At 41.9% G+C, this 12,793-nt stretch carries 12 protein-coding genes; 6 read left to right on the forward strand and 6 right to left on the reverse strand.

The window, feature by feature from the left end; all coding sequences use genetic code 11:
* Window positions 1-75 precede the first annotated feature (75 nt).
* Together paaZ and QM738_RS06215 are read left to right on the forward strand one after the other, a co-directional pair.
* Window positions 76-2,151, forward strand: a complete 2,076-nt coding sequence (gene paaZ / locus QM738_RS06210; protein ID WP_462275810.1) for a phenylacetic acid degradation bifunctional protein PaaZ — start codon at window positions 76-78, stop codon at window positions 2,149-2,151.
* A gap of 18 nt (window positions 2,152-2,169) precedes the next feature.
* Window positions 2,170-2,931 (forward strand): enoyl-CoA hydratase/isomerase family protein, encoded by a 762-nt coding sequence (locus tag QM738_RS06215; RefSeq protein ID WP_462275811.1) that lies wholly within the window; start codon window positions 2,170-2,172, stop codon window positions 2,929-2,931.
* A gap of 32 nt (window positions 2,932-2,963) precedes the next feature.
* Here the strand turns inward: QM738_RS06215 and QM738_RS06220 are convergent, their stop codons facing one another.
* Window positions 2,964-3,599 carry a carbonic anhydrase gene (locus QM738_RS06220; RefSeq protein ID WP_462275812.1) on the reverse strand — a complete coding sequence of 212 codons (636 nt, stop codon included), beginning with the start codon at window positions 3,597-3,599 and terminating at the stop codon, window positions 2,964-2,966.
* A 218-nt stretch (window positions 3,600-3,817) separates the two neighbouring features.
* On the opposite strand from QM738_RS06220, the gene QM738_RS06225 reads away from it, so the two are divergent.
* The 3 genes from QM738_RS06225 (at window position 3,818) to QM738_RS06235 (ending at window position 6,601) form a co-directional block, all read left to right on the forward strand.
* Window positions 3,818-4,195: a hypothetical protein gene (locus QM738_RS06225; protein WP_462275813.1), complete on the forward strand. Its 378-nt coding sequence runs from the start codon at window positions 3,818-3,820 to the stop codon at window positions 4,193-4,195.
* A gap of 129 nt (window positions 4,196-4,324) precedes the next feature.
* Window positions 4,325-4,978 (forward strand): carbonic anhydrase, encoded by a 654-nt coding sequence (locus QM738_RS06230; RefSeq protein ID WP_462275814.1) that lies wholly within the window; start codon window positions 4,325-4,327, stop codon window positions 4,976-4,978.
* A 15-nt stretch (window positions 4,979-4,993) separates the two neighbouring features.
* The gene (locus QM738_RS06235; RefSeq protein WP_462275815.1) at window positions 4,994-6,601 is read left to right on the forward strand and encodes a SulP family inorganic anion transporter; all 1,608 of its coding nucleotides are present in this window, start codon (window positions 4,994-4,996) and stop codon (window positions 6,599-6,601) included.
* A gap of 65 nt (window positions 6,602-6,666) precedes the next feature.
* On the opposite strand, the gene fabG is transcribed toward QM738_RS06235, so the two are convergent.
* The 3 genes from fabG to lptB all read right to left on the reverse strand — a co-directional run bounded on the left by fabG (window position 6,667) and on the right by lptB (window position 10,287).
* Entirely contained in the window at window positions 6,667-7,425 is a 759-nt protein-coding gene (fabG, locus tag QM738_RS06240; protein WP_462275816.1) for a 3-oxoacyl-[acyl-carrier-protein] reductase, read from the reverse strand.
* A gap of 64 nt (window positions 7,426-7,489) precedes the next feature.
* A complete protein-coding gene (locus QM738_RS06245; protein ID WP_462275817.1) occupies window positions 7,490-9,001 on the reverse strand; it encodes a GH3 auxin-responsive promoter family protein in 1,512 nt (503 codons plus the stop codon).
* A 62-nt stretch (window positions 9,002-9,063) separates the two neighbouring features.
* Window positions 9,064-10,287 carry an LPS export ABC transporter ATP-binding protein gene (lptB, locus tag QM738_RS06250; protein WP_462275818.1) on the reverse strand — a complete coding sequence of 408 codons (1,224 nt, stop codon included), beginning with the start codon at window positions 10,285-10,287 and terminating at the stop codon, window positions 9,064-9,066.
* A gap of 117 nt (window positions 10,288-10,404) precedes the next feature.
* Between lptB and metF the strand changes: the two genes are divergently transcribed.
* Entirely contained in the window at window positions 10,405-11,358 is a 954-nt protein-coding gene (metF, locus tag QM738_RS06255; RefSeq protein WP_462275819.1) for a methylenetetrahydrofolate reductase [NAD(P)H], read from the forward strand.
* Between the two features lie 74 nt (window positions 11,359-11,432).
* On the opposite strand, the gene QM738_RS06260 is transcribed toward metF, so the two are convergent.
* Window positions 11,433-12,122 carry a porin family protein gene (locus QM738_RS06260; protein ID WP_462275820.1) on the reverse strand — a complete coding sequence of 230 codons (690 nt, stop codon included), beginning with the start codon at window positions 12,120-12,122 and terminating at the stop codon, window positions 11,433-11,435.
* Between the two features lie 104 nt (window positions 12,123-12,226).
* Window positions 12,227-12,724 (reverse strand): peptidylprolyl isomerase, encoded by a 498-nt coding sequence (locus tag QM738_RS06265; RefSeq protein ID WP_462275821.1) that lies wholly within the window; start codon window positions 12,722-12,724, stop codon window positions 12,227-12,229.
* Between the last annotated feature and the right edge of the window lie 69 nt (window positions 12,725-12,793).

The following is a 12,793-nucleotide window of genomic DNA, read 5'->3' on the forward strand; positions in this document are numbered from 1 at the left end:
ATTTTATTATTTCAAATTTACAAAATCCATCCCATATTAGATTTGTAGATTTGCCTTATCAAACGGCATTGCAATATGAACAAATTAGGCAATTATATTACAGGCAACTGGATCACCGGCGATGGCGATGGCCAGTTATTATACAATGCAGTTACTGCCGAAGCAGTTGCTGCTGCCACTACCAAAGGACTGGACTTTAATTCGATAGCTGCATACGCCAGGACCGTGGGCAACCCTGCCCTGCGCAAAATGACCTTTTATGAAAGAGGCAATATGCTGAAGGCGCTGGCTATGCATTTAAGAAAACACCTGGATAAATTTTATGCCATCAGTTACCAGACCGGCGCCACCAAAGCCGATAGCTGGGTGGATATTGAAGGCGGTATTGGTAATCTTTTTGCCAATGCTTCTTTGCGAAGAAAATTTCCGGACGATGTTTTTTGTATAGATGGCGAAAGCCACAATCTCAGTAAGAACAATACTTTTATGGGAACGCATATCCTTACACCTAAAGAGGGCGTGGCCATTCATATCAACGCATTCAATTTTCCCGTGTGGGGTATGCTGGAAAAAATTGCGGTGAACTTACTGGCAGGTATACCCTGTATTGTAAAACCTGCGACCGTTACCAGTTATTTAACCGAAGCCGTGGTAAGGGAGATCATTGCCAGTAAGATATTGCCCGAAGGTGCATTGCAACTTATCTGCGGCAGCGCCGGCGACCTGCTGGATCATGTAACATCGCAGGATGTGGTGACATTTACAGGCAGTGCATCAACGGGTTTAATGCTGAAAGCCAATCCTAATATTTTAAGAGAGAATACACCTTTTACAATGGAGGCCGATAGCCTGAACTGCATTGTACTGGGTGATGATGCAGCGCCGGGCACAGCAGAGTGGGATATTTTTGTAAAGGAAGTAAGAAGGGAGATGACATTAAAAGCGGGACAACGATGTACCGGCATACGGCGCATATTTGTACCCGAAAATAAAATGGAAGACATGTGGAAGGCCATTGCCACTTCTCTTGCGCAAACAACTATCGGCAACCCATTGAACGATAAAGTAAGAATGGGCAGCCTTGCAGGCGAAACACAACGCAGTGAAGTAAAGCAGCAGGTACAGAAATTGTTGGCTTCTTCGCAAATAGTATATGGCAGCCTGGATAGTGTGGAGGTGATTGATGCAGATGCAAAGAAAGGCGCCTTCCTTTCTCCCATCTTATTGATGAATGAAAAACCCTTTGCAGCTAAAGAAGCGCATGAAATAGAAGCATTCGGGCCGGTAAGTACCATCATGCCCTATAAAAATATGGAAGAAGCAATTGTGTTAAGTAAACTGGGCAAAGGAAGCCTTGTTTCTACCATTGTTACTGCCGATCATAAAACAGCCCGTCAATATGTTGTAGGCGCTGCTTCGCATCATGGAAGAATTTTAGTGCTGAATAATGAATGTGCTAAAGAGAGTACCGGCCACGGCTCACCGTTACCGTTACTGGTGCATGGCGGCCCCGGGCGGGCGGGCGGCGGCGAAGAAATGGGCGGCATACGCGGCGTAAAACATTACCTGCAAAGAACAGCTTTGCAGGGTTCGCCTACCAGCATTACTGCCATTACCAATGTGTACCAGCCCAATGCAGCAGGAAAAGATCCCGGCAAACATCCTTTTAAAAAATATTTTGAAGAATTACAGATCGGAGACCAGATCATTACAGATAAAAGAACCATTACCAGTGAAGATATTGATAGGTTTGCCGACCTGAGTGGCGATCATTTTTATGCGCATATCAAAACCACCGACTTTACCGGTACCATGTTTGAGCAACAGGTGGCACATGGTTATTTTATCATGAGCATTGCTGCTGGTTTGTTTGTGGACAGTTACGAGATCAATCCCGTTCTGCTGAACTATGGTATTGATGAGTTGCGGTTTACCAAACCGGTTTACCCTGGTGCAGAAGTGTACATCCGTTTTACCTGCAAAGAAAAATTACCGAATGATAAACGGGTGATAGAAAAACCGGAAGATTTTAAAAGAGGTGATGATATTGAAAAAGGGATCGTTAAATGGCTGGTGGAATTTTTGGATGAGACCGATGAAATTACCGGCGTAGCCACAATTTTAACAATGGTAAAGAAAAAAAATCAGTAACTTTTATAAAAGATATTTATGCAGCAGGGATATGTAAAAAGCCATATAGAACATGGCATCAATACGATAGAATTTTTTCACCCGCAAAGCAATTCGCTGCCGGGGAAGATACTGGAAGCGCTGGCACATGAAATTCATTTTGCAGGAACACATGATGATACCAAGGTGATCATATTAAAAAGCGCCGGTGATAAAACATTTTGTTCCGGTGCCAGCTTTGATGAACTGGCTTCTATTACTACAGAAGCAGAAGGGTTGAAATTCTTCAGTGGTTTTGCCAATGTGATCAATGCCATGCGCAAATGCCCCAAGTTCATTATCGGGCGCATACAGGGTAAATGTGTGGGCGGTGGTGTGGGCCTTGCATCGGCCGTGGATTATGCCATTGCAACCGATAAGGCCGAATTAAAACTAAGCGAACTGGCCGTTGGTATCGGGCCCTTTGTAGTGGGCCCGGCTGTGGAAAGAAAGATCGGCACCGCTGCTTTTACTGCACTGGCCATTGATGCCAGCATGTGGCGCAATGCCGACTGGGCCAAACGCAAAGGCATGTTTGCCGAAGTGCACGAGAGCATTGAAAATATGGACGATTCTATACAACGTTTATCCAATACTTTATCAAACTCTTCGCTTGCAGCAATGGCCGAAATGAAAAAAGTATTCTGGCAAGGGACCGAACACTGGGATGTATTGCTGAAAGAAAGAGCGGCCATCAGCGGCCGCCTGGTACTAAGCAGCTTTACTAAAAATGCGATCGAAAAATTTAAGGCCAAAGCATAAAATAAAAAAACGGGGCCTGCCCCGTTTTTTTATTAAAGATCATTATACTGATACAAAGGATCGATCGATGAATTCGGTGCCATTTCCATCACCGGCTTTATAAGACCATCTTTTAATCCATATACCCAACCGTGCAGGTGTGGCAGGTTATCATTCTTCCAGGCACGCTGTATAATGGAGGTTTGTGCAAGATGGCTTACCTGTTCTATCACATTCAGTTCCACCAACCGGTCAGTGCGCTGCTCTTCATTGCCAATGGCATTCAGTTCATCTTTATAAACATGGTATACATCCTTGATATTTCTTAACCACATATTCAACACAGGCTTAAAATCCTGGTTGCCCATCGCTGCTTTTACACCACCGCATCCATAATGCCCGCAAACGATCACATGCCTTACTTTAAGATGGTTTACTGCATAGTCCAGTACACTCAGCAGGTTCACATCGGTGTGTACCACCATATTGGCAATATTGCGGTGCACAAATATCTCACCAGGTTGCGTACCCGTAATTTTATCGGCCGGCACACGGCTGTCGCTGCAACCGATCCATAAAAATTCAGGTGTTTGCAGGGACGATAAACGCTTAAAAAATTCAGGGTCGGCATTTACCTGGCCGGCAGCCCAGTCTTTATTGTTTTCCAGTAATAATTCGTAGGATTTCATGAAAGTGCTTTTGCCCAAAATTAATGCTTAGTGAACTTATTGCAGGAATATTTATTGGTTAATAAAAGCGCTGCCAATTTTTTATTTAAAGTTTTTTTAACAGCATGTAAAACTGTTGTTTAGCAGTAGGCTGCGCCGCCGAAAGGGTAGAAATTTTCTATCCGAAGCGGCGGCTGGTTTGGTTTCCAGCAAGTATTGTAGTATTTTGCAGCTCTAAAATGAATAAAAGGAGAAAAACATATACATTTTTTCAAAACCTGTCGGCCATCTTTTTGATACTTACATTACTATGGCTTACAGCGAGTACTCCTTTTGTGCTTACTGCCCAGCAGCAACAGGCTAAACAGCAAAAGTCCACGGTGGCTGATACCGGTAAGGCCGATTGCGAAGACTGCACTAATGAAGACGGCAGCAACAGTAACAATGTAGAAGAAAAAGCGCCTTCCAGCATCAATTTTGCAGAAGAGTTTTTGCACGAACACCATGTTGATCATCATTTCTTTTCAGTAAGATCATTATACCATAAACTGGAAAATGCAGACAGCTACACTGCTTTCCATGGCGAATTACTCGTTCCTCCCCCCAACGCGGCTTAATATAAGCAGCTACACTTTTATGCAGTAACAGGTTTAATTCCATTGTTACACTGCAGTATTACACAATTTATTTTATTCATCCGGCATCAATTTACCAGCAACGGTAAAGGGCCATCAATTATTTATACAATGAGAAAGCATTCAAAAGAATTCTTAGAGAATTTAACGCCCCAACAGGCCTACGAAATATTGGTTGAAGGAAACAAACGCTTTGTAAATAACCTCAACAGCGATCACGATCACCTGGAAGTGATCAACCAGACAAGGGACGGTCAATATCCCTTTGCAGTAATATTAAGCTGTATGGATTCCCGCACATCAGTAGAATTGATCTTTGACCAGGGACTGGGCGATCTGTTCAGCATCAGGATAGCAGGCAATATTGTGAACGATGACATTATTGCCAGCATTGAATACGCAGTAAAATATGTGGGCTCCAAATTACTGGTGGTGCTGGGCCATACCGAATGCGGTGCTATTAAAAGCGCTAAAAAAGGTGTGACCGACGGGCATATAACGGGATTGCTTAAACGCATTACACCCGCCATCAGCAAAGCAATGCTGATCGACGAAGAACACAAATGCAATGATAAAGTGGCTTATGCCAATGTAGAGAACAGCCTGGAAGAGATACTGCACCAGAGTGATATAGTAAGAGAAATGTTCTCAACCGGCCAGATCGGCCTGGTAGGCGGTGTGTATGATATCGAGAACGGCGAAGTGGATTTCTTTAAAAATCTTACCAAGGCAAAGAAAGAGCAAAAAAAACTCGCAACCATCTAAAACCAATATCAACAAATGCAGATCAGCGTAAAGAATTTTAAATATGACCTGCCTTCGGGGCTGGTGGTTTTTTTAGTGGCGTTACCCTTATGTCTTGGTATTGCACTGGCATCGGGCGCACCACTTTTTAGTGGTTTAATATCGGGCATTGTTGGTGGTATCGTTATTGGCGCACTCAGCAATTCGGCATTGAGCGTAAGCGGACCGGCAGCAGGCCTGGCAGCATTGGTTTTTGGCGCCATTACAGCTATAGGTAATTACGAATTGTTTTTATGTGCTGTACTGGTGGCGGGCATACTGCAGGTATTACTGGGCCTTGCAAAACTGGGCGGCATTGCCAACTACATTCCAAGCAGTGTGATAAAAGGCATGTTGACGAGCATCGGCATATTAATTATTGCAAAGCAGATACCACATGCTTTTGGATATGATAAAGATGAAAAAGGTTTATTGACCGAACTGATAGATTATGGCAGTGAAGATATGCACGAGCTGTTGCAGCCTTTACAGCATATTGAAGTGGGTGTAACCATCATCTGTATCATCTCCATCATCATCATGCTGCTTTGGGAAAAACCATTTATTAAAAAACGTTTGCCTTTTGTGCCGGGCGCATTGGTGGCAGTAATTGCTGCTGTGGTCATTAACCAGGTATGGGTGGCAACCGGCAGCAGGCTGGCAGTAAATAATGAGCACCTGGTAAAGATACCGGTTGCAAAAAGTGCAGGTGAGTTCTTCGGCTTTTTTACTTTGCCGGATTTCAGCGGTTTTTTAAATGGTAAAGTGATCATGTATGGTGTATTCATTGCCATCATTGCATCTCTGGAAACATTGCTGAGTATTGAGGCCATTGATAATATCGATCCGCAAAGACGTGTTACCAATACCAACCGCGAACTGTTTGCACAAGGCATTGGTAATGCTGCTGCAGGGCTTATCGGCGGTTTGCCCATTACCAGTGTAATTGTAAGAAGTAGTGCCAATGTGAATGCAGGTGCCAAATCAAAACTTTCTGCGATCATACATGGATTGCTTTTGCTGATCTGTATCATTTCAATTCCGGTATTGCTTAATAAGATACCATTATCGGCACTGGCAGCTATTTTATTGCTTACCGGGTATAAACTGGCCAAACCTTCTTTCTTTAAACTAATGTTCAGCAATGGCAAATACCAGTTCATCCCTTTTGCGGTAACCGTGATCGTTATACTGGCCATCGACCTGTTCAAGATCTATCCGCCGGTTAGCGGAAAGGGATTGGTGATCGGTGTAGGTGCCGGCATTTTTGCTGCGTTCGGGGCCATTTTACATGGTAATCTTAAGAACTCTTATTTCTTTCACCAGGCAAAACATAAAGAAGGTGATGGTATCAAGATCCATCTTTCTGAAGAAGTTTCTTTTTTAAATAAAGCGGCTATCAGGCAAACGCTTGATAATATGCCTGCCAATACCAGCGTGGTAATTGATGCAGGCAGCACCACTTATATCGACTTTGATGTGCTTGAATTAATAAAAGAATTCAGGGATATTAAAGCGCCGCTTAAGAACATCAACCTACAGCTTCGGGGTTTTAAAGATAAGTACCAGATAGAAAACGAACTGAATGTACAATCCGTCCACTAGTTCACTATCAAAATGAAAATCCCGTGACGTTCGTTCACGGGATTTTTTTATCAATCAAATGTTGCTTAAATATTCAATCCGCCGCAGGCGCTGATGGTTTGACCTGTAACATAACTGCTGAGATCGCTGGCCAAAAACAAAGTAACATTTGCAATATCCTCTGCACTTGCAAAGCGACCCAATGGAATACCTGCTTTGTATTTATCCGCAGCTTCACCTTCTTTTAAATAACTCGTCATATCTGTTTCTACAAAACCGGGGGCGATAGCGTTGCAACGAATATTACGGCTGCCCAGTTCTTTGGCCACGCTTTTTGTAAAACCGATCACGCCTGCTTTACTGGCTGCATAACTGCTTTGGCCTGCATTGCCCATTTCGCCAATGATACTGCTCATATTGATAATACTGCCGTTCCTTGCTTTCATCATCGGCTTTATCACCTGCTTGGTCATATAAAAAACACTATTCAGGTTTACTTTTATTACTTCTTCAAACTGTTCCGGGCTCATGCGCAGCAATAAATTATCTTTCGAGATGCCTGCATTGTTCACGCAGATATCCACGCTGCCAAATTCTTTCAGCATATCATTTACAAAACTTTCGCAGGCAGCAAAATCGCCGGCATTGCTTTGATAGGCTTTTGCTTTTACACCTAACGCAACCAGTTTGGCTTCCAGCGCTGTGGCTTTATCTTTACTGCTGTCGCTAACATAGGTAAAAGCGACATTGGCGCCATGTTCTGCAAATTTTATTGCAATGGCTTCGCCAATACCACGGGCGGCGCCTGTAACAATAGCATTCTTTCCTTCGAGTAATTTAGTCATGAGTATAAAAATTTAAGGGATTATTATCTTGATGTGTTTTGTTTTATAGCCAGCAAAAATAATTCTATTTGTTTTCAAGGGCAAGAATCTCTTCGAGAATCGTTCTCTCATTACTTAATCTCGGCACTTTATGCTGCCCACCCAACTTGCCTTTTCTTTTCAGCCATTCATTAAAACTTCCTTTAGGCAATACATGCACAATGGGCAGGCCCAATGCAATATCTTTATGGCGTTTGGCTTCGTAGTCGCTGTTGATGTCTTTTAAAGCATTATCCAGTTCGTACGTAAATGCAGTGATATTGTCCGGTTCTTTTTCAAATTCTATCAGCCATTCGTGTGCGCCATTATTATTTTCGCTGAAGTAAACCGGCGCAGCCGTATAATCACAAACCTGTGCATTGGTCTTTTCGCAGGCAATGGCAATTGCCTTATCGGTATTATCAACGATCACTTCTTCGCCAAAAGCATTCATGTAATGTTTTAAACGGCCGCTTACTTTTATTTTATACGGATTGATAGCTGTAAAGATCACTGTATCACCGATCAGGTAACGGTACAAACCACCGGTGGTGCTTATTACCAGCGCATAGTTTTTATTGAGTTGTACATCCTTTAAGCCTATAGTATGCGGCTTTTCCTTACCATATTCTTCCACGGGCATAAATTCGTAAAAAATGCCGTGTTCAGTAAATAATAATAAACCATCATCATCCGGTTTTACCTGGCCTGCAATAAAACCTTCGCTGGCATTATATATTTCCAGGTAATTGATCTTTTCACCAAATATCCTGTCAAATTGTTCTTTATAAGGAACAAAGGATACACCACCATTGATGTATAACTCCAGGTTGGGCCATACTTCTTTAATGGTTTGTTTATTCTTTATCTCCAGTATCCTTTTCAGTAAAATAAGCGTCCAGGTAGGCACACCGGCAAGAGAAGTTACATTTTCGTTAGCGGTGGTTTGTGCCAGTTGTTCAATTTTATTTTCCCATTCATCTAATAAAGCCACGCTTAGTTCGGGGGTACGCAACCATTGTCCCCAAAAAGGAGAATTCTGCATCAGCACAGCGCTCAGGTCGCCAAACTGTATCTCTTCATTTACTTTGCTTAACTGGTGAGAGCCGCCCACCACCAAACTTTTACCCGTAAGCAAATGACTGCCGGGGAAATTGTTGTAGTAATTGGTGAGTACATCCTTACTGGCTTTAAAATGATTATCCGTAAGGCTTTCTTCGCTGATGGGGATGAACTTGCTTTTATCGCTGGTGGTACCCGATGATTTGGCAAACCATTTTACAGGGGTGTTCCATAAAACATTTTCTTCGCCCTGCATCATGCGGTTGATATAAGGCTTTACATCATTGTATTCCTGTATGGGTACTTTTTTCTTGAACTCTTTTACTGTAAATAATTTTGCAAAATTGTATTTTCTCCCAAACTCCGTGTACTGCCCCGCTGTTACAATATCCTGCAATACCTGTCTTTGTGCAGCTACCGGGTGGTTGGTCCAGTTTTGTATACGCCAGAAACGGTTTCTTGCAAGCTTGGAGATTATGGGAGAGAGGAGTTTCATGCAAAAGCAAGATAAAAAAAGAAAAACAAATAAAGTAAGTCTTGCTTATTTTATGATCAGGATCAGTCATTGTTTTTTGCATGAAGCAAAAGATTGATCTCGCTCAAAACAGAACGGATATGCAGCATTTTTTCTTTCGCCCGTTTAAAGATGGGGCCATATATCAAATAAACTATTAAAAGAGGAATTCCTACACCTATAAAACCAAAGAAGAATAAGATAAATAAAAAATTATCGTAAAATGAAAAGCTGCGTTTGAATTCTGAGTATTCTAGTGGAGGAAGTGAGTTGATGAGTGTATTTATCTCTGTATCTGCAGGCGTTGTTTTTTGAAAAAGAGCCGACCTGATATCTTTATAATATTTGCTATAATCATCCAGCTTTATATCTTCTGCGTAGGTAAAATTGAATTTATATAAACCGATCTTATCCAGTACCCGTATCTTATTTTCTGTATCTGCAATAAACCGTTCCAGTAAGTTTTCTAAAGCAACCTGCTTATTCTCAACAGCCATATTATTGCTTTCTTCCGCAGCTTCATCATGCAAATAATCCTTTCTCTTCAGTTCAAAATTTCTTCCCAGATATAAACGACGTACCTGTTCATTACCTGCCAGTTCTTCTGCAGTGCCGTGTTCAAATATCTTACCATCGATCAGTAAATAAGCCCTGTCGCAAATGCTGAGTGTTTCATTTACGTTGTGGTCGGTTATGAGTATGCCGATATTCTTATACTTCAGTTTGGCAACAATAGCCTGTATATCTTCCACGGCTATCGGGTCCACACCGGCAAAGGGTTCATCCAGTAAAATAAATTTAGGATCTACCGCCAGGGCACGAGCGATCTCTGTTCTTCTTCTTTCACCACCGCTCAATGTATCACCATTGTTCTTTCTTACTTTCTGCAAACGGAATTCGTCCAGCAGGCTTTCCAGTTTTTCTTTTTGTTCGGCCTTGCTCAGCTTCGTCATTTCAAGCACAGCGCTGATATTATCTTCCACGCTTAATTTACGGAACACACTGGCTTCCTGCGGCAAATAACCAATACCCATTTGCGCCCTTTTGTACATGGGCAGCTTGGTGATATTGATATCATTTAAAAAAACCTCGCCTTCATCCGGCTTTACCAAACCCACCACCTGGTAGAATGATGTGGTTTTACCGGCGCCATTGGGCCCAAGCAGTCCAACGATCTCCCCCTGCTTTACATTAAAGGAAACATTATTTACAACAGTGCGGCTGCCGTAAATTTTTACCAGGTTCTTTGTTTGAATTGTAAGGCTCAAATGGTTGAGTTTTGCGCAAAAATAACGCAAAGCGATAAATAAGGTAATATCATATTTTATTTAACAGCAGTTTGTGCTTTATACATACTTAACTATGTTTGCAGAATATTTTGAATAATGAAAGTTATAGATCACATCAACCAGGCAAAAGGTACCCTGGTTTCTTTTGAAATCCTGCCTCCTTTAAAAGGAAAAGGCATCCAGTCCCTGTACAAACATTTAGACCCTTTGATGGAGTTTAAACCATCTTTTATAAATGTTACTTATCACCGCAGCGAACATGTATTTAAGAAAAATGCCGACGGTAGCTTTACCAAGGTGGTAGTACGCAAACGCCCCGGCACCGAAAGCATTTGTGCCGCCATTATGAACAAATACAGCGTGGATACGGTACCACACCTTATCTGCGGCGGTTTTAATATCAGCGAAACAGAAGATGCACTCATCAACCTGCACTACCTGGGCATTGATAATGTACTGGTACTAAGGGGCGACGCCGCTAAGAACGAGAGCACATTTGAAGCAGAAGCCGGCGGCCATCGCTATGCCAGCGATCTTTTAAAACAGGTAGTAAATTTAAATGCCGGTGTTTACCTGGAAGAAGATTTGAAGAATTCTTCCAACACTAAATTCTGTATTGGTGTTGCTGGTTACCCCGAAAAACATTTTGAAGCACCCAATATGGACAGTGATCTCAAATACCTGAAGCAGAAGGTAGATATGGGTGCTGATTACATCGTGACACAAATGTTCTTTGATAATGAAAAATATTATGCCTTTGTAAAAGCATGCCGCGAAGCGGGTATCAACGTACCTATCATACCGGGGCTTAAACCTATTTACACCAAAAAGCAGCTAACCATGCTGCCCAAGGTTTTTCATATCGATCTGCCAACAGCATTAAGCAATGAGATACTGAAATGTAAATCGGATGAAGAAGTGGAAAAAGTAGGTACCGAATGGTTATTACAGCAATCTCGTGAACTGAAGAAATTCGGTGTACCTGTATTGCATTATTACACACTGGGCCGCCCGAATATAATTGCGGATGTGGTGAAAGAACTGGTATAAATCTTACTAAAAGCACGTATAAAAAAATGGTCCGGAATTCCGGACCATTTTTTTATAGAGAACACAACAAAACGCTATTTGCCCAAAGGAATACCTACTGAAAAACTCAGTGTGCGGTACTTATTTTTATCGTTAGCGGTGTTATTGCTTTCTGTTGAATTTATTTTAGCCAGCCCCAAACCATAATTTACTTTCAGCAGCAGGTGTTCAAATTGAAAACCGCCACCCAGGTTGATACCAAAATCAAATCTCTTTAATTTATCGTACGCTGCATCATCCTGCTGGGATGTAAAAGGATCATCATTACTGAATTTGATGGAGCTGCTGGAAGAAGATGTAACCGGCCCGATCTTGGAATCTGTTTTTGATTTACCACCAACACCAATAGCAATGTAAGGACCCGCATTAAAAAATATGCCGGATTGTTTGTCAAGCGGTGCCAGTATCACCAGGTTCAAAGGCACTTCAACATATAACGGATTAAATTTCGATTTAACGTAATCGTTACCCCCATTAAAATAAGATTCAGCTTTTGCGCCGCGACCGGTAAGCAGTACACCACTTTCAAGGTCTACTGTTTTAGATAAGCCAAATCTTCCCATAAAACCTGCGTTAAAAGTGGGAAGGATATTGTTCTTTTCCGTGTGTCCATCATTTGTTTTAGTAATGTTTGCCAGGTTTAGTCCGCCTTGTACATATACAAGTTGCGCATGCACGTTAGAGCCAATAAATAGTACAGCGATCACTGTAAGCATTCTTTTCATTTTCTTAGTTTTAGATTAGCGAATAGTTGTTCCAAAGGGCATATACGCAAAAAGCCTGCCAACGGGTTTAACGGGCAGGCTTTGCAACTGGCAATAATATTTTACTACTTCAAAAGGGATTGAAATACCCCTTCGTTTACTGTTACGGGGTATTTTTTTCTCAATTCATCAATCCATTTTTCTTCTAATATAAGTTGGTAATCATTTATCACTAATCCCCTTGCTGCATCAAAACTGCGTTGCTCATTAGCAGGGTATACTTTAATGATCTTTATAAATCCTGCAGCGCCATCAGCGGGGTTTACTACAATAGGTGTAACGGTACCGGCTTTAATTTCGCTTCCGCTTTCCAATGCAAGTTGCGCTATCTCGTATCTTCCGGAATCAGCCTGTATGGTCGTATTACTTTCTTCTGCTATCTTCTTCCAGCTTTTTCCCTGCTGCAATGCTTCCAGTGATTGTGTAGCGGCTTTTTTACTGTTGCAGTTAAAAATAATTACATCTGCACTTGCGCCCCACAGGTATTTAGATTTATGCTGGTTGTAATAGGCTAATAAACCAACGCTGTCATTTGCAGCACTGCCCCATACTTTTCTTTCCATTATTTCAAATAACAGGTTACCTTCTTTAAATTCTTCTACCTGGTAACGGAATTCAGGATTATAATCTTC

This window comes from Ferruginibacter sp. (assembly GCF_049840995.1).
Taxonomy (GTDB): domain Bacteria; phylum Bacteroidota; class Bacteroidia; order Chitinophagales; family Chitinophagaceae; genus Ferruginibacter.